This is a genomic window from Streptococcus mitis (assembly GCF_002096815.1).
Classification (GTDB): domain Bacteria; phylum Bacillota; class Bacilli; order Lactobacillales; family Streptococcaceae; genus Streptococcus; species Streptococcus mitis_AD.
This window is the reverse complement of sequence record NZ_NCVJ01000019.1, coordinates 38,155-54,315: the sequence shown is the minus strand read 5'-3', so window position 1 is coordinate 54,315 and position 16,161 is coordinate 38,155. Positions and strand designations below refer to the sequence as shown.

16 protein-coding genes are annotated in these 16,161 nt (G+C 38.8%); 14 read left to right on the top strand and 2 right to left on the bottom strand.

The genetic code is table 11. From position 1 onward, the window contains the following. Nucleotides 1-118: 118 nt before the first annotated feature. The 10 genes from B7696_RS04355 to sdbB all read left to right on the top strand — a co-directional run bounded on the left by B7696_RS04355 (nucleotide 119) and on the right by sdbB (nucleotide 8,031). The gene (locus B7696_RS04355; RefSeq protein WP_001054558.1) at nucleotides 119-319 is read left to right on the top strand and encodes a F0F1 ATP synthase subunit C; all 201 of its coding nucleotides are present in this window, start codon (nucleotides 119-121) and stop codon (nucleotides 317-319) included. Nucleotides 320-352: 33 nt separating this feature from the next. Next, nucleotides 353-1,063: a F0F1 ATP synthase subunit A gene (gene atpB, locus B7696_RS04350; protein WP_000392870.1), complete on the top strand. Its 711-nt coding sequence runs from the start codon at nucleotides 353-355 to the stop codon at nucleotides 1,061-1,063. A 13-nt stretch (nucleotides 1,064-1,076) separates the two neighbouring features. After that, nucleotides 1,077-1,571, top strand: coding sequence for a F0F1 ATP synthase subunit B (atpF, locus tag B7696_RS04345; RefSeq protein ID WP_001103468.1), 495 nt, complete (start codon nucleotides 1,077-1,079; stop codon nucleotides 1,569-1,571). Further along, a complete protein-coding gene (locus B7696_RS04340; protein ID WP_004256581.1) occupies nucleotides 1,571-2,107 on the top strand; it encodes a F0F1 ATP synthase subunit delta in 537 nt (178 codons plus the stop codon). Before atpF ends, B7696_RS04340 begins: the two co-directional genes overlap by 1 nt. Nucleotides 2,108-2,121: 14 nt before the next feature. Beyond that, entirely contained in the window at nucleotides 2,122-3,627 is a 1,506-nt protein-coding gene (atpA, locus tag B7696_RS04335; protein WP_020901473.1) for a F0F1 ATP synthase subunit alpha, read from the top strand. Nucleotides 3,628-3,642: 15 nt separating this feature from the next. Continuing rightward, nucleotides 3,643-4,521 (top strand): F0F1 ATP synthase subunit gamma, encoded by an 879-nt coding sequence (locus B7696_RS04330; protein ID WP_020901472.1) that lies wholly within the window; start codon nucleotides 3,643-3,645, stop codon nucleotides 4,519-4,521. 191 nt (nucleotides 4,522-4,712) lie between these two features. After that, nucleotides 4,713-6,119: a F0F1 ATP synthase subunit beta gene (gene atpD, locus B7696_RS04320; RefSeq protein WP_000094357.1), complete on the top strand. Its 1,407-nt coding sequence runs from the start codon at nucleotides 4,713-4,715 to the stop codon at nucleotides 6,117-6,119. 10 nt (nucleotides 6,120-6,129) lie between these two features. Further along, nucleotides 6,130-6,549, top strand: a complete 420-nt coding sequence (locus B7696_RS04315) for a F0F1 ATP synthase subunit epsilon (RefSeq protein ID WP_004256585.1) — start codon at nucleotides 6,130-6,132, stop codon at nucleotides 6,547-6,549. A 196-nt stretch (nucleotides 6,550-6,745) separates the two neighbouring features. Further along, entirely contained in the window at nucleotides 6,746-7,453 is a 708-nt protein-coding gene (gene ccdA2 / locus B7696_RS04310; protein WP_020901471.1) for a thiol-disulfide oxidoreductase-associated membrane protein CcdA2, read from the top strand. Between the two features lie 11 nt (nucleotides 7,454-7,464). Further along, a complete protein-coding gene (gene sdbB / locus B7696_RS04305) occupies nucleotides 7,465-8,031 on the top strand; it encodes a thiol-disulfide oxidoreductase-associated lipoprotein SdbB (protein ID WP_020901470.1) in 567 nt (188 codons plus the stop codon). Nucleotides 8,032-8,221: 190 nt separating this feature from the next. On the opposite strand, the gene pbp3 is transcribed toward sdbB, so the two are convergent. Then, nucleotides 8,222-9,463 carry a D-alanyl-D-alanine carboxypeptidase PBP3 gene (pbp3, locus tag B7696_RS04300; RefSeq protein WP_020901469.1) on the bottom strand — a complete coding sequence of 414 codons (1,242 nt, stop codon included), beginning with the start codon at nucleotides 9,461-9,463 and terminating at the stop codon, nucleotides 8,222-8,224. A gap of 102 nt (nucleotides 9,464-9,565) precedes the next feature. Between pbp3 and B7696_RS04295 the strand changes: the two genes are divergently transcribed. Together B7696_RS04295 and tuf are read left to right on the top strand one after the other, a co-directional pair. Then, nucleotides 9,566-10,675 (top strand): AI-2E family transporter, encoded by a 1,110-nt coding sequence (locus B7696_RS04295; RefSeq protein WP_023947789.1) that lies wholly within the window; start codon nucleotides 9,566-9,568, stop codon nucleotides 10,673-10,675. 206 nt (nucleotides 10,676-10,881) lie between these two features. Beyond that, nucleotides 10,882-12,078 (top strand): elongation factor Tu, encoded by a 1,197-nt coding sequence (tuf, locus tag B7696_RS04290; protein ID WP_001040726.1) that lies wholly within the window; start codon nucleotides 10,882-10,884, stop codon nucleotides 12,076-12,078. A gap of 282 nt (nucleotides 12,079-12,360) precedes the next feature. Here tuf and B7696_RS04285 read toward each other — a convergent pair whose 3' ends face one another. Then, nucleotides 12,361-13,374 carry a lactonase family protein gene (locus B7696_RS04285; protein ID WP_084862359.1) on the bottom strand — a complete coding sequence of 338 codons (1,014 nt, stop codon included), beginning with the start codon at nucleotides 13,372-13,374 and terminating at the stop codon, nucleotides 12,361-12,363. A 153-nt stretch (nucleotides 13,375-13,527) separates the two neighbouring features. On the opposite strand from B7696_RS04285, the gene B7696_RS04280 reads away from it, so the two are divergent. Together B7696_RS04280 and B7696_RS04275 are read left to right on the top strand one after the other, a co-directional pair. Beyond that, on the top strand, nucleotides 13,528-14,694 hold the full coding sequence (locus B7696_RS04280; RefSeq protein WP_084862357.1) for an AI-2E family transporter: 1,167 nt from the start codon (nucleotides 13,528-13,530) through the stop codon (nucleotides 14,692-14,694). Beyond that, nucleotides 14,684-15,919 carry a tetratricopeptide repeat protein gene (locus tag B7696_RS04275; RefSeq protein WP_192856283.1) on the top strand — a complete coding sequence of 412 codons (1,236 nt, stop codon included), beginning with the start codon at nucleotides 14,684-14,686 and terminating at the stop codon, nucleotides 15,917-15,919. The genes B7696_RS04280 and B7696_RS04275 overlap by 11 nt, the downstream gene beginning before the upstream one ends. The last annotated feature ends 242 nt before the right edge of the window (nucleotides 15,920-16,161 follow it).

Sequence of the window (16,161 nt, the reverse complement as noted above, 5' to 3'; positions counted from 1 at the left end):
AAATAGTAAAATTGTAAATAATTTTCATTAAACGCTTTCAACGTAAGTAAAAAGTTGACAAATCCAATTTTTAGGACTAAACTAAGTAAGTAAATTTTAATTAAAAGGAGAATTCGTCATGAATTTAACATTTTTCGGTCTATGTCTTGCCTGTATGGGTGTATCTCTTGGTGAAGGTTTGTTGATGAACGGTTTGTTGAAATCAGTTGCTCGCCAACCAGATATCATCTCAGAACTACGTAGTTTGATGATCCTAGGGGTTGCCTTTATTGAAGGTACTTTCTTCGTTACTCTTGTCTTTTCATTTATCATCAAATAAAAGAAGTATAAATTGAAAAAGGGAGGATTTTAGATGGAAGAAAGTATTAATCCAACCATCAATATTGGTCCTGTTACCTTTAATTTAACCATAGTAGTTTTGACTTTGTTGACTGTAGCACTTATTTTTGGCTTTATTTATTGGGCAACTCGAAATATGACTTTGAGACCCACAGGAAAACAAAATGTATTAGAGTATTTATTTGATTTTGTTGTTGGATTTACAAAATCAAACCTTGGTCCAATGATAAAGGATTATTCTCTCTTTTATTTCTGTTTATTCCTATTTATGGCCATTGCAAATAATATTGGCTTAATGGCTAGAATTCAGACTACAGATGGTGTAAATCTTTGGACCTCACCAACAGCAAATTTGTCATTTGACTTGGTCTTGTCTTTTACAATTATCTTAATGACCCACGTAGAAGGAATTCGTCGTCGTGGAATCAAAAAGTATTTAAAAGCATTTGTAACACCAGGTTTTATGACACCAATGAATCTCTTAGAAGAAGTTACCAATCTCCTTTCACTTGCATTGCGGGTATTTGGTAATATCTTTGCAGGGGAAGTGATGGCAAGTATGTTAGTCCTACTTTCTCATCAGGCCTTCTATTGGTATCCTATTGCTTTTGGAACAAATCTAATCTGGACTGCATTTTCTGTTTTTATTTCTTGTGTACAAGCATATGTATTTACATTGTTATCTTCAATGTACCTAGGAAATAAAATTAATGATGAAGAATAGAAAGGAGTAGTTTATGAATGTAACAGTAGGTGAATTACTTGGTGATTTTATACTAATCGCTGGTTCCTTTATTCTCTTGCTAGTCTTGGTTAAGAAATATGCTTGGTCAAATTTGACTAGTATTTTCGAACAAAGAGCAGAAAAAATTGCAGCAGATATTGACGGAGCTGAACAAGCACGTCAAAAAGCAGAAGTATTGGCTCAAAAACGCGAAGATGAATTGGCTGGTAGCCGTAAAGAAGCTAAGACAATCATTGAGAATGCGAAAGAAACAGCTGAGAAAAGCAAAGCTAGTATTTTAGCAGATGCTAAGCTAGAAGCAGGACGCTTGAAAGAAAAAGCGAACCAAGAAATTGCTCAAAATAAAGCTGAAGCTTTACAAAGCGTTAAGGGTGAGGTAGCAGATTTGACAATCAGCCTGGCTGGTAAAATCATCTCACAAAACCTTGACGGTCATGCCCATAAAGAACTCATTGATCAGTATATCGATCAGTTAGGAGAAGCTTAATGGACAAGAAAACAGTAAAGGTAATTGAAAAATACAGCATGCCTTTTGTCCAATTGGTTTTAGAAAAAGGAGAAGAAGACCGTATCTTTTCAGACTTAGCTCAAATCAAGCAAGTTGCTGAAGAAACAGGTTTACCTTCTTTTTTAAAAAAAGTGGCAGTAGACGAGTCTGATAAGGAAAAAACAATTGCTTTCTTCCAAGACTCTGTGTCACCTTTATTGCAAAACTTTATCCAGGTTCTTATCTACAATCACAGAGCAAATCTTTTTTATGATATTCTTGTAGATTGCTTGAACCGACTTGAAAAAGAAACAAATCGATTTGAAGTGACGATTACGTCAGCTCATCCTTTAACTGATGAACAGAAGAGTCGCTTGCTCCCTTTGATTGAGAAAAAAATGTCTCTTAAAGTAAGGAGTGTAAAAGAACAAATCGATGAAAGTCTTATTGGTGGTTTTGTCATTTTTGCCAATCACAAGACAATTGATGTGAGTATTAAACAACAACTTAAAGTTGTTAAAGAAAATTTGAAATAGAAAGTGGTGTTCTTTTGGCAATTAACGCACAAGAAATCAGCGCTTTAATTAAGCAACAAATTGAAAATTTCAAACCCAATTTTGATGTGACTGAAACAGGTGTTGTAACCTATATCGGGGACGGTATCGCGCGTGCTCACGGACTTGAAAATGCCATGAGTGGAGAGTTGTTGATTTTTGAAAACGGCTCTTATGGTATGGCTCAAAACTTGGAGTCAACAGATGTTGGTATTATCATCCTAGGTGACTTTACAGATATCCGTGAAGGCGATACAATCCGCCGTACAGGGAAAATCATGGAAGTCCCTGTAGGTGAAAGTCTGATTGGTCGTGTTGTGGATCCGCTTGGTCGTCCAGTTGACGGTCTTGGAGAAATCCACACTGATAAAACTCGTCCAGTTGAAGCGCCAGCTCCTGGTGTTATGCAACGTAAGTCTGTATCAGAACCATTGCAAACTGGTTTGAAAGCTATTGACGCCCTTGTTCCGATTGGTCGTGGTCAACGTGAGTTGATTATCGGTGACCGTCAGACAGGGAAAACAACCATTGCGATTGATACAATCTTGAACCAAAAGGGTCAAGATATGATCTGTATTTATGTCGCTATTGGACAAAAAGAATCAACAGTTCGTACGCAAGTAGAAACACTTCGTCAGTACGGTGCCTTGGATTACACAATCGTTGTGACAGCCTCTGCTTCACAACCATCTCCATTGCTCTTCTTAGCTCCTTATGCTGGGGTTGCCATGGCAGAAGAATTTATGTACCAAGGGAAACATGTTTTGATTGTTTATGATGATTTATCAAAACAAGCGGTAGCTTATCGTGAACTGTCTCTCTTGCTTCGTCGTCCTCCAGGTCGTGAGGCCTTCCCAGGGGATGTTTTCTACCTTCACAGCCGTTTGCTTGAGCGCTCAGCTAAAGTTTCTGATGAACTTGGTGGTGGATCTATTACAGCCCTACCGTTTATCGAGACACAAGCAGGAGATATCTCAGCCTATATCGCAACCAACGTGATTTCTATCACTGACGGACAAATCTTCCTTGGCGATGGTCTCTTCAATGCAGGTATTCGTCCAGCCATCGATGCGGGTTCATCTGTATCACGTGTAGGTGGTTCTGCACAAATCAAAGCCATGAAAAAGGTTGCTGGTACACTTCGTATCGACCTTGCTTCATACCGTGAGTTGGAAGCCTTCACTAAGTTTGGTTCTGACTTGGATGCGGCAACACAGGCTAAGTTGAACCGTGGACGTCGTACAGTTGAGGTCTTGAAACAACCTGTTCATAAACCATTACCTGTTGAGAAACAAGTAACCATTCTCTATGCTTTGACACATGGTTTCTTGGATACTGTTCCAGTAGATGATATTGTTCGTTTCGAGGAAGAGTTCCATGCTTTCTTTGATGCTCAACATCCAGAGATTTTAGAAACCATTCGTGATACAAAAGACTTGCCAGAAGAAGCAGTCTTGGATGCTGCGATTACAGAGTTTCTCAATCAAAACAGCTTCCAATAAGAATAGAGGTGTCAGATGGCAGTATCTCTAAATGATATTAAAACAAAAATCGCCTCAACAAAAAATACGAGTCAAATCACTAATGCCATGCAGATGGTATCAGCTGCTAAGCTAGGTCGTTCTGAAGAAGCTGCTCGCAACTTCCAAGTTTATGCTCAGAAAGTTCGTAAACTTTTGACGGATATTCTTCATGGGAATGGAGCTGGTAGTTCATCGAATCCGATGTTGATTAGCCGTCCAGTTAAGAAGACAGGCTATATCGTCATTACTTCAGACCGAGGTTTGGTTGGAGGTTATAATTCCTCTATTCTGAAAGCCGTTATGGAGTTGAAGGAGGAATACCATCCAGACGGTAAAGGTTTTGAAATGATCTGTATTGGTGGAATGGGAGCTGATTTCTTTAAGGCTCGTGGTATTCAACCACTTTATGAACTACGTGGCTTGGCAGATCAACCAAGCTTTGATGAAGTTCGTAAGATTATTTCAAAAACTGTTGAAATGTACCAAAATGAACTTTTTGATGAACTCTATGTCTGCTATAACCACCATGTCAATACGCTAACCAGTCAAATGCGTGTGGAACAAATGCTTCCAATTGTTGACTTGGATCCAAATGAAGCAGATGACAGTTACAGCTTGACCTTTGAATTGGAAACTAGCCGAGAAGAAATTTTGGAGCAGTTGTTGCCTCAGTTTGCAGAAAGTATGATTTATGGTGCTATTATCGACGCTAAGACAGCTGAAAATGCTGCGGGTATGACAGCCATGCAAACAGCGACAGATAATGCTAAGAAAGTCATTAATGATTTGACAATTCAGTATAACCGTGCCAGACAGGCGGCGATTACACAAGAAATTACAGAAATCGTAGCAGGAGCTAGTGCCTTAGAATAGACTCTAGTCCAGCTCGTATGAAAATGAACTTATACTCAATGAAAATCAAAGAGCAAACTAGGAAGCTAGCCGCAGGCTGTACTTGAGTACGGTAAGGCGACGCTGACGTGGTTTGAATTTGATTTTCGAAGAGTATTAGGACCTAGTTGAACTAGGAACCGACAGTATCTTATATAGAATAGGAGAAGGAGATGAGTTCAGGTAAAATTGCTCAGGTTATCGGTCCCGTTGTAGACGTCTTGTTTGCAGCGGGGGAAAAACTTCCTGAGATTAACAATGCACTTGTCGTCTACAAAAATGACGAAAGAAAAACAAAAATCGTCCTTGAAGTAGCCTTGGAGTTGGGAGATGGTATGGTCCGTACTATCGCCATGGAATCAACAGATGGTTTGACTCGTGGAATGGAAGTATTGGACACAGGTCGTCCAATCTCTGTACCAGTAGGTAAAGAAACTTTGGGACGTGTCTTCAATGTTTTGGGAGATACCATTGATTTGGAAGCTCCTTTTACAGAAGATGCAGAGCGTCAGCCAATTCATAAAAAAGCTCCAACTTTTGATGAGTTGTCTACCTCTTCTGAAATCCTTGAAACAGGGATTAAGGTTATCGACCTTCTTGCCCCTTACCTTAAAGGTGGTAAGGTTGGACTTTTCGGTGGTGCCGGAGTTGGTAAAACCGTCTTAATCCAAGAATTGATTCACAACATTGCCCAAGAACACGGTGGTATTTCAGTATTTACCGGTGTTGGGGAACGTACTCGTGAGGGGAACGACCTTTACTGGGAAATGAAAGAATCAGGCGTTATCGAGAAAACAGCCATGGTATTTGGTCAGATGAATGAGCCACCAGGAGCACGTATGCGTGTTGCTCTTACTGGTTTGACAATTGCTGAATATTTCCGTGATGTGGAAGGACAAGACGTGCTTCTCTTTATCGATAATATCTTCCGTTTCACTCAGGCTGGTTCAGAAGTATCTGCCCTTTTGGGTCGTATGCCATCAGCCGTTGGTTACCAACCAACACTTGCTACGGAAATGGGTCAATTGCAAGAGCGTATCACATCAACCAAGAAGGGTTCTGTAACCTCTATCCAGGCTATCTATGTGCCAGCGGATGACTATACTGACCCAGCGCCAGCAACAGCCTTCGCTCACTTGGACTCAACAACTAACTTGGAACGTAAGTTGGTACAATTGGGTATCTACCCAGCCGTTGACCCACTTGCTTCAAGCTCACGTGCCTTGGCACCTGAAATTGTTGGAGAAGAGCACTATGCAGTTGCTGCTGAAGTAAAACGTGTTCTTCAACGTTACCATGAATTGCAAGATATTATTGCTATCCTTGGTATGGATGAGCTTTCTGATGAAGAAAAGACCTTGGTTGCTCGTGCTCGTCGTATCCAGTTCTTCTTGTCACAAAACTTCAACGTTGCTGAACAATTTACTGGTCAACCAGGTTCTTATGTTCCAGTTGCTGAAACTGTTCGTGGCTTTAAGGAAATCCTTGATGGTAAACACGACCACTTGCCAGAAGATGCCTTCCGTGGTGTAGGTTCTATCGAAGATGTGATTGCAAAAGCTGAAAAAATGGGATTTTAAGAGGTGATCTATGGCTCAGTTAACTGTCCAGATCGTGACACCAGATGGTCTCGTCTATGATCACCATGCCAGCTTTGTATCAGTTCGAACTCTGGATGGTGAGATGGGAATCTTGCCACGACATGAAAATATGATTGCAGTTTTAGCAGTTGATGAGGTTAAGGTTAAACGTGTAGATGATGAAAATCACGTGAACTGGATTGCAGTGAACGGAGGCGTTATCGAAGTTGCCAATGGCGTTGTCACAATTGTTGCTGACTCTGCAGAACGTGCTCGTGATATCGACGTTAGTCGTGCAGAACGTGCCAAACTTCGAGCAGAGCGTGAAATTGAAGAAGCACAAGACAAACACTTGATTGACCAAGAACGTCGTGCGAAGATTGCACTGCAACGTGCCATTAACCGTATTAATGTCGGAAATAGACTATAAGAAAAAAATGAACTTGAGTTACCAAGTTCATTTTTTATGTATTCTTAAGGGGCAAAACTGATGAAAAATTAGAATCGTCTATTGATATAAAAGATAATAAAAAGATAGCATAATTCAAATTGCGTAGCAGAAATCATACAAATGAAATTGATTATAGTAAAATAGGATTAGAATTATTAAGAAAGTTGGTTCTTTATTGGAAACGATAGTATTTTCAATCTCCGTTTTTTTAGCAGGGATCTTGTCCTTCTTTTCCCCTTGCGTTTTCCCTCTGTTACCTGTCTATACTGGTATCTTATTGGATGATCAGGATAGTGCAAAAAGTTTTTCATTATTTGGGAAAAAAGTTGCCTGGTCAGGTTTGATTCGAACACTTTGCTTTATTGCAGGTATCTCTCTCATTTTCTTTATCTTAGGATTTGGTGCTGGTTACTTTGGTAATATTCTCTATGCAAATTGGTTTCGCTATACCATGGGAACAATTATCATCATTTTAGGCCTACACCAGATGGAAATTTTTCATTTTAAGAAATTAGAGATTCAAAAAAGCTTTACCTTCAAGCAATCAGCAGCCAATCGTTATTGGTCAGCCTTTTTGCTTGGTATTACCTTTAGCTTTGGTTGGACGCCTTGTATTGGTCCAGTTTTAAGTTCTGTTTTAGCACTTGCGGCTTCTGGAGGCAATGGCGCTTGGCAAGGAGCTATCTATACCTTGATTTACACTCTTGGAATGGCCATTCCTTTCTTGGTCTTGGCTCTAGCTTCAGGCGTAGTGATGCCTTATTTTAGTAAACTCAAGCGTCATATGATGCTACTGAAGAAAATTGGTGGTTTCCTCATTATTTTAATGGGAATTTTGTTACTATTAGGACAAGTAAATGTTCTAGCTGGAATTTTTGAATAAAGGAGAAAAAGATGAAAAAAGTAATGTTTGCTGGCTTAAGCCTCTTGTCACTAGTTGTATTGATGGCCTGTGGTGAGGAAGAAAGTAAAAAGACTCAAGCACCAGAACAATCTCCAAAACAACAGCAACAAACGCCTGTACAACAAATTGCTGTTGGAAAAGAGGCTCCAGACTTTACCTTGCAATCAATGGATGGCAAAGAAGTCAAGTTATCGGATTATAAGGGGAAAAAGGTTTATTTGAAGTTTTGGGCTTCATGGTGTGGTCCATGTAAGAAAAGTATGCCAGAGTTGATGGAATTAGCTGCGAAACCAGATCGTGATTTTGAAATTCTTAGTGTCATTGCACCAGGAATTCAAGGTGAAAAAACTGTCGAGCAATTTCCACAATGGTTCCAAGATCAAGGATATAAAGATATCCCAGTACTTTATGACACAAAAGGAACCACCTTCCAAGCTTATCAAATTCGAAGCATTCCTACAGAATACCTGATTGATAGTCAAGGAAAGATTGGAAAGATTCAATTTGGTGTCATCAGCAACGAGGATGCAGAAGCAGCCTTTAAAGAAATGAACTAGAATCAAGATTTTAAAATAGTATTTATACAATCAAACCCCTAGATTTTAGATAGTATTAATCTAAGATTTAGGGGATTTTTGCTATCAATAAATTAAGTTTAAAAAAAGAAGGGAGTACTGTATTATACAGATTCCCTTTCTTTTTCTTTAAACATAATATTTATTTTTTAGCTTTAAGAAGTTTATTATATCATAGCTTCTCGTTGATAAAGCGGATAAACTGATTCCACCAAACTTTTAAAAAGAAGGCTTTTTCAACTTTCTTTTCTGCTACCATTTCAAAACTAGGCCGTTCTGTGGTAATGTAACCTTGACCAACCAAGTCTGAGTCTTCATAAGTCAAATGTCCGACCACTGTTCCGGCTTCAAGTGGTGCTGGAATTGCCTTAGCATCAGGTGTGAATTGAATAGATTGGGAAGATTGACCTCCAACACGTTCAATTAGAGAAATATCATCTTTGGCAACAGCAGTGACTGTATCTTCTTTTCCATCCTGTACAGGGGCTTTGCTATCTTGATAGGCATCGCCTTTCTGAACGATTTTACGAAGTGTGAATGTAGAAGAGATATAATCCATTAGTGAGGATGTAGCTGTGAAGCGAGCGTAAGGATTATTGTCTTGATGATCTGCATTCAAAACAACTGTGATAACCCTCATTCCTTTTTCGAAAGTAGTACCAACAAAAGATTCTCCAGCTTTGTCTGTTGTTCCTGTCTTAAGTCCGTCAAAACCACCTCGATAAGCAGGCATGCCTTCTAACATATAGTTGGTAGAAGTGATTGTCATTCCCGCAAAAGTAGAGGAAGGTTTTTTCGTGATTTCTAAGACTTGTGGGTATTTTTTGATGAGGTTGCGAGCAACGATAGCGACATCATAAGCACTGAGCTTATTTTCCTCATCTTTTTTAGAGCCTGGGTAAATGTTATCACCTAGACTCTCATTGTTAAGACCCGTCGTATTGACAACAGTGGCATCCTGAATTCCCCATTCTAAGAGCTTTGCGCGCATCATATCGACGAAATCTTTTTCTGAGCCAGCAATTTTCTCAGCTAGAGCAATAGCTGCACTGTTAGCACTGGAAACTAATGTTGCTTCCAGTAGCTGCTCAACGGTATAATTACGAGCTTCCATAGGAACGTTACTTGTTTCAGAATTTGTCGTTAATTTGTAAGGATAATCAGAAATATCTACCGGAGTTGATAGTGTAATACTGCCGTTTTCCAAGGCTTCATAGACAAGATAAACAGTAATCAATTTTGTGATTGAAGCAATTTCAACTGGCTGAGTTGCATCTTTCTCGTAGAGAATTTTACCAGTATTCGCCTCAACGGCAATTGCATGTTTAGCAGCAATATTAAAATCTTGAGCAGCAACAGTAGATGCTGAGCCAATAAGGGACAGGCTTAATAGAGTTAAAATTATTTTTTTCATAGTAAGTTTATTCTATCATAAAGAAAAAAATATTCCCAGTTTCATGATATAAGAAAGAAGCTTTTTTGAAAGTGTGGTAAAATAGATAAATGGAGGTACTTCATGTTTCGTAAGAATAAATTATTTTTTTGGACCAGTGAGATTTTACTATTAACCATCATCTTTTATTTATGGAGACAGATGGGTGGGATTATAACGCCTTTTGTAAGTGTCGCAAACACTATAATGATTCCCTTTCTTTTAGGTGGTTTTTTATATTATTTGACCAATCCTATTGTAAATTTTTTACAAAAGTATTTCAAAATTAACCGTATCATTGGTATTCTACTAACCTTGTGCGCCTTGGTTTGTGGGCTAGTTATTGGGGTCGTCTATCTCTTACCGATTTTGATTAATCAGCTGACAAGTTTGATTGCTACAAGTCAGACAATCTACAGTCGTCTGCAAGATTTGATTATCGATTTATCCACTTATCCAGCCTTTCAAAATTTAGATATTCAAGCGACTATTCAACAGTTAAATCTCTCTTATGTAGATATTCTACAGAATATCCTAAATAGTGTAACGAATAGTGTTGGAAGTGTCTTATCTGCGCTCTTTAGTACTGTTTTGATTATTATCATGACACCTGTATTTTTAATTTATTTTTTGTTAGATGGCCACAAATTCTTGCCGATGCTTGAGCGTACTGTTTTAAAGCGAGATAAGTTGCATATTACAGGTCTTTTAAAAAATTTGAATACTACAATTGCTCGATATATTAGTGGAGTTGCTATTGATGCGATTATTATTGGTTGTTTGGCCTTTATCGGATATAGCGTGATTGGTTTGAAATACGCTTTGGTCTTTGCCATCTTTTCAGGATTGGCCAATCTCATTCCTTATGTTGGACCAAGTATTGGTTTGATTCCGATGATTATCGCCAATGTCTTTACTGATCCTCATAGAATGCTGATTGCAGTTGTTTATATGTTGATTATTCAACAAGTAGATGGGAACATCCTTTACCCTCGAATCGTTGGTGGAGTGATGAAGGTTCATCCAATTACGATTTTAGTATTACTTTTGTTATCAAGTAATATCTATGGTGTCATTGGCATGATTGTCGCAGTACCAACCTATTCTATCTTAAAAGAAATTTCTAAGTTTTTATCACGTTTGTATGAAAATCATAAAATAATGAAAGAACGAGAAAGAGAATTAGCTAAGTAAAAATCAGGAAATTCCTGATTTTTCTTTTTCATTAAAGAAGTGATGGGAGTAGAAATACCGTTTAGATTAGTAGATTAAGAATAATTCACAAAAACTTTGTAAAACACTTGCAATTTAGCTGAAATTTGATAAAATAGTAAGGAAAGTTAGACTGTATTGCCTACTGTCTATCTATAAAATATATTTTATTGGAGGCTTTTACTCAAATGGCAAAAGAAAAATACGATCGTAGTAAACCACACGTTAACATTGGTACTATCGGACACGTTGACCACGGTAAAACTACCCTAACTGCAGCTATCACAACTGTTTTGGCACGTCGCTTGCCTTCATCAGTTAACCAACCTAAAGACTATGCGTCTATCGATGCTGCTCCAGAAGAACGCGAACGCGGTATCACAATCAACACTGCGCACGTTGAGTACGAAACTGAAAAACGTCACTACGCTCACATCGACGCTCCAGGACACGCGGACTACGTTAAAAACATGATCACTGGTGCCGCTCAAATGGACGGAGCTATCCTTGTAGTAGCTTCAACTGACGGACCAATGCCACAAACTCGTGAGCACATCCTTCTTTCACGTCAGGTTGGTGTTAAACACCTTATCGTCTTCATGAACAAAGTTGACTTGGTTGATGACGAAGAATTGCTTGAATTGGTTGAAATGGAAATCCGTGACCTATTGTCAGAATACGACTTCCCAGGTGACGATCTTCCAGTTATCCAAGGTTCAGCTCTTAAAGCCCTTGAAGGTGACACTAAATACGAAGACATCGTTATGGAATTGATGAACACAGTTGATGAGTACATCCCAGAACCAGAACGTGACACTGACAAACCATTGCTTCTTCCAGTCGAAGACGTATTCTCAATCACTGGACGTGGTACAGTTGCTTCAGGACGTATCGACCGTGGTATCGTTAAAGTCAACGACGAAATCGAAATCGTTGGTATCAAAGAAGAAACTCAAAAAGCAGTCGTTACTGGTGTTGAAATGTTCCGTAAACAACTTGATGAAGGTCTTGCCGGAGATAACGTAGGTGTCCTTCTTCGTGGTGTTCAACGTGACGAAATCGAACGTGGACAAGTTATCGCTAAACCAGGTTCAATCAACCCACACACTAAATTCAAAGGTGAAGTCTACATCCTTACTAAAGAAGAAGGTGGACGTCACACTCCATTCTTCAACAACTACCGTCCACAATTCTACTTCCGTACTACTGACGTTACAGGTTCAATCGAACTTCCAGCAGGTACTGAAATGGTAATGCCTGGTGATAACGTGACAATCGACGTTGAGTTGATCCACCCAATCGCCGTAGAACAAGGTACTACATTCTCTATCCGTGAGGGTGGACGTACTGTTGGTTCAGGTATGGTTACAGAAATCGAAGCTTAATTCGATTTAGTTCCCAGAAGAACAATTATTTAAGTCAGACACTAAAAGAATCTTGCTTTGCAAGGTTCTTTTTCATTATGTCACTATTAGTCCGTCTAGCTCCGTTATGTGTGAGACAAATGAATGATGGCTGTGAAATATTTTTACTTTTCATGGAAAAATTGTTTTGAGAAAGGTTACATCTTTTTTGAGGAAAGTAATTTGTAGATATAAAAAAGACAAACACTAAAATGATGTTTGTCTTTGGTGTGTAGCTCCGTTAGTTGATCAGTTATAATTATGTTAATTAGCAAAACTGATGCAGACTGCTTCTGGGACATGGAAGTCATTAGAAAGTTCTGCTAGACGACCAGTTTCAGGATTGCGTTTAAAGACGGTTGCATTGTCAGAGTCCTGATGGACAGCAATGACAAATTCTTGATCCGGTGTCAAATCAAAATCACGTGGAGTCTGACCATGTGTCGGAACGATTTCTAACAACTCTAAACTACCGTCCGCAAGGATTGTATATACTGCGATAGAATCATGACCACGGTTAGAAGCGTAGAGGTATTTACCGTCTTTAGAGAGACGAATAGCAGCAGTACCATTAAAGCCTTCATAACCGTCTGGTAGAGTTGAAATAACTTGCATGCGTTCAAATTCGCCAACACCATCGTAGATTAAAACTTCTATAGTGCTATTGAGTTCACAAATCAGATAAGCAATTTTATAGTGGTTATGGAAAATGATATGACGCGAGCCTGCTCCTGGCTGGCTGTGATAGGTATAGAGTTTAGATAATTTCCCTTCTGGATCAAGATCATAAGTAATTACTTGGTCAGTTCCTAAATCACAGGTCACTAGATAGTTGTCAGGTGTTAAATCAGTAAAGTGAACATGGGGAGAAGCTTGATTCTCATGTGGACCTTGGCCACTGTGTTGATCTACATCACTAAGTAGAAGACTGCCATCTTCCTTGCGTTTATAAACAAGGACCTGTCCCTTGTGGTAGTTTGCCGCGTACACCAAATCACGCTTTTCATCAACGGCAACATAACAGTGGGGAGCTCCTTTTTCCACGACATGATTTAATAAGGTTCCATCAGTTTGATAGGCTGCAATGCCCCCCTTATCGTCTTGACTACCAACAGTGTATAAATGTTGGTGCTGGTCAAAGACAAGGTAGGTCGGACTTGGTTCAGGTGCAAAAAGTTCTAGATTTGAAAGCTGACCAGTTTCTGTATCAAAGTCTGCCTTGTAAATCCCTTGGGAAGTACGACGTGTATAAGTTCCAAAATAAACAGTTTCTTTCATGACTATACCTCTTTATAAAGATAAGTCTATTATATCACAAAATGAATTTATAATATGCTATGCGGTGCAATTGAGTAGTATGTAAGCACTTTAAAAAAGAGTTATTTTGATTTAAAAATGGTATAATGAGAGAACAATAGAAAGGAAGTATTTATGGAGCAAAAAGAGAAACATTTTAGCCTATCTTGGTTTTTCAAGTGGTTTTTGGATAACAAGGCCATTACGGTATTTTTGGTAACCTTATTATTGGGACTCAATCTGTTTATTTTAAGCAAGATTAGTTTCTTATTTTCACCTGTTTTAGACTTTTTGGCAGTCGTGATGTTGCCAGTCATTCTATCTGGTTTACTATACTATTTATTAAATCCTATAGTTGATTGGATGGAGAAGCATAAGATTAATCGGGTCATAGCCATCAGTATTGTCTTTGTCATTATCGCTCTCTTTATCATTTGGGGCTTGGCAGTAGCTATTCCAAATCTGCAACGTCAAGTTTTAACATTTGCAAGAAATGTACCAATCTACCTCGAAGATGCTGATCGAGTTATTGATGATTTGGTCACTAAGCGTTTACCAGATGATTTCAGGCCTCAGTTAGAGCAAGTTTTGACAAACTTCTCAAGTCAGGCTACAGTTTGGGCAAGTAAAGTTTCTTCTCAGGCAGTCAACTGGGTGAGCGCCTTTATTAGCGGGGCTTCTCAAGTGATTGTTGCCTTGATTATCGTTCCTTTCATGCTCTTTTATCTCTTACGTGATGGAAAAGGACTACGTCACTATTTGACCCAATTCATGCCAACGAAATTGAAAGAACCTGTTGGACAAGTTTTATCAGATGTGAATCAACAGTTGTCCAACTATGTTCGAGGGCAAGTAACAGTAGCTATTATTGTTGCGGTAATGTTTATGATTTTCTTTAAAATCATTGGTCTACGCTATGCGGTTACTCTGGGTGTTACTGCTGGTATCTTAAATCTGGTTCCTTATTTGGGTAGCTTCTTAGCCATGCTTCCTGCCCTAGTATTGGGCTTGATTGCTGGGCAAGTCATGCTTTTGAAAGTTGTGATTGTCTTTATCGTAGAACAAACTATTGAAGGCCGTTTTGTCTCTCCATTGATTTTGGGAAGTCAATTAAACATCCATCCCATTAATGTTCTCTTTGTTTTGTTAACTTCAGGATCCATGTTTGGTATCTGGGGAGTCTTGCTCGGTATTCCAGTTTATGCCTCTGCTAAGGTTGTCATTTCAGCCATTTTCGAATGGTACAAGGTAGTCAGTGGTCTATATGAACTAGAGGGAGAGGAAGTCAAGAGTGAACAATAGTCAACAGATGTTACAGGCTTTGGAAGAGCAAGATTTAGTTAAGGCAGAACATTATTTCGTCAAAGCTTTAGAAAATGATCCAAATGACCTTCTGTATGAGTTAGCTACTTATCTTGAAGGGATTGGTTTTTATCCTCAGGCTAAGGAGATTTACCTAAAAATCGTAGAGAACTTTCCAGAGGTTCATCTTAATCTGGCGGCTATTGCTAGCGAAGATGGTCAAATCGAAGAAGCCTTTGCCTATCTTGAGGAAATCCAAGCTGACAGTGACTGGTATGTGTCGGCTTTGGCCTTGAAGGCAGATCTTTACCAGCTGGAAGGTTTGACAGATGTGGCGCGTGAAAAATTGCTGGAGGCGTTGAGTTATTCAGAGGATCCTCTTTTGATATTGGGATTAGCAGAGTTGGATAGTGAGTTGGAAAATTACCAAGAAGCTATTCAAGGCTATGCGCAATTAGATAATCGTACTATTTATGAGCAAACAGGCATTTCTACCTATCAACGGATTGGCTTTGCCTATGCACAGTTGGGGAAATTTGAAACAGCTACAGAGTTTTTAGAAAAAGCCCTGGAGTTAGAATACGATGACCTAACAGCTTTTGAGTTGGCCAGTCTTTACTTTGATCAAGAAGAATACCAAAAAGCTGTCCTCTACTTTAAGCAACTTGATACCATTTCACCTGATTTTGAAGGCTATGAGTATGGTTACAGTCAGGCCTTACATAAGGAACATCAAGTTCAAGAAGCCCTGCGTATTGCTAAGCAAGGTTTGGAGAAAAATCCTTTTGAAACAAGACTCTTGTTAGCGGCTTCACAATTTTCTTATGAATTACATGATGCTAGTGGTGCAGAAAACTACCTCCTTACTGCTAAAGCAGACGCTGAGGATACAGAAGAAATTTTACTCCGTTTAGCAACTATTTATCTAGAACAGGAGCGCTATGAGGATATTCTAGACTTACAAAGTGATGAGCCAGAGAATCTTTTGACCAAGTGGATGATTGCTCGTTCCTATCAAGAAGTGGATGATTTGGATACTGCCTATGAGCTTTACAAAGAGTTGGCAGGAGATTTGAAGGACAATCCCGAATTTCTGGAACACTATATCTATCTCTTGCGTGAATTGGGCTACTTTGAAGAAGCAAAAGTCAATGCTCAAGCTTACTTAAAACTGGTTCCAGATGATGTGCAAATGCAAGAATTGTATGAGAGATTGCAGGAATAAAATGTTTTAAAGCTATATCTTATCATTTTTCATAGTATCATCTACAGGTTATTTTATCTATTGTATGGTGAGAGTATATTTGAGTTGTTGTGTTTGTATTCGAGTTTCCAATATAAGACATAAGAAGTGAGATAAGTAATATTTTTAAAAGTACAATCTTAGACTTTATAGTAAAAGAAAAAGTTCTCATTTCATAAGTGACAGATTGAATAGAAAGCCCTTAGACTAAAAGTTTCTAAGGG

What these genes read in the sequence shown, in the direction of transcription:
- B7696_RS04355 (WP_001054558.1), top strand. Translation starts at nt 119, where the DNA reads ATGAATTTAACATTTTTCGGTCTATGTCTTGCCTGTATGGGTGTATCT.
- atpB (WP_000392870.1), top strand. Translation starts at nt 353, where the DNA reads ATGGAAGAAAGTATTAATCCAACCATCAATATTGGTCCTGTTACCTTT.
- atpF (WP_001103468.1), top strand. Translation starts at nt 1,077, where the DNA reads ATGAATGTAACAGTAGGTGAATTACTTGGTGATTTTATACTAATCGCT.
- B7696_RS04340 (WP_004256581.1), top strand. Translation starts at nt 1,571, where the DNA reads ATGGACAAGAAAACAGTAAAGGTAATTGAAAAATACAGCATGCCTTTT.
- B7696_RS04330 (WP_020901472.1), top strand. Translation starts at nt 3,643, where the DNA reads ATGGCAGTATCTCTAAATGATATTAAAACAAAAATCGCCTCAACAAAA.
- atpD (WP_000094357.1), top strand. Translation starts at nt 4,713, where the DNA reads ATGAGTTCAGGTAAAATTGCTCAGGTTATCGGTCCCGTTGTAGACGTC.
- B7696_RS04315 (WP_004256585.1), top strand. Translation starts at nt 6,130, where the DNA reads ATGGCTCAGTTAACTGTCCAGATCGTGACACCAGATGGTCTCGTCTAT.
- sdbB (WP_020901470.1), top strand. Translation starts at nt 7,465, where the DNA reads ATGAAAAAAGTAATGTTTGCTGGCTTAAGCCTCTTGTCACTAGTTGTA.
- pbp3 (WP_020901469.1), bottom strand. Translation starts at nt 9,463, where the DNA reads ATGAAAAAAATAATTTTAACTCTATTAAGCCTGTCCCTTATTGGCTCA.
- B7696_RS04295 (WP_023947789.1), top strand. Translation starts at nt 9,566, where the DNA reads ATGTTTCGTAAGAATAAATTATTTTTTTGGACCAGTGAGATTTTACTA.
- tuf (WP_001040726.1), top strand. Translation starts at nt 10,882, where the DNA reads ATGGCAAAAGAAAAATACGATCGTAGTAAACCACACGTTAACATTGGT.
- B7696_RS04285 (WP_084862359.1), bottom strand. Translation starts at nt 13,374, where the DNA reads ATGAAAGAAACTGTTTATTTTGGAACTTATACACGTCGTACTTCCCAA.
- B7696_RS04280 (WP_084862357.1), top strand. Translation starts at nt 13,528, where the DNA reads ATGGAGCAAAAAGAGAAACATTTTAGCCTATCTTGGTTTTTCAAGTGG.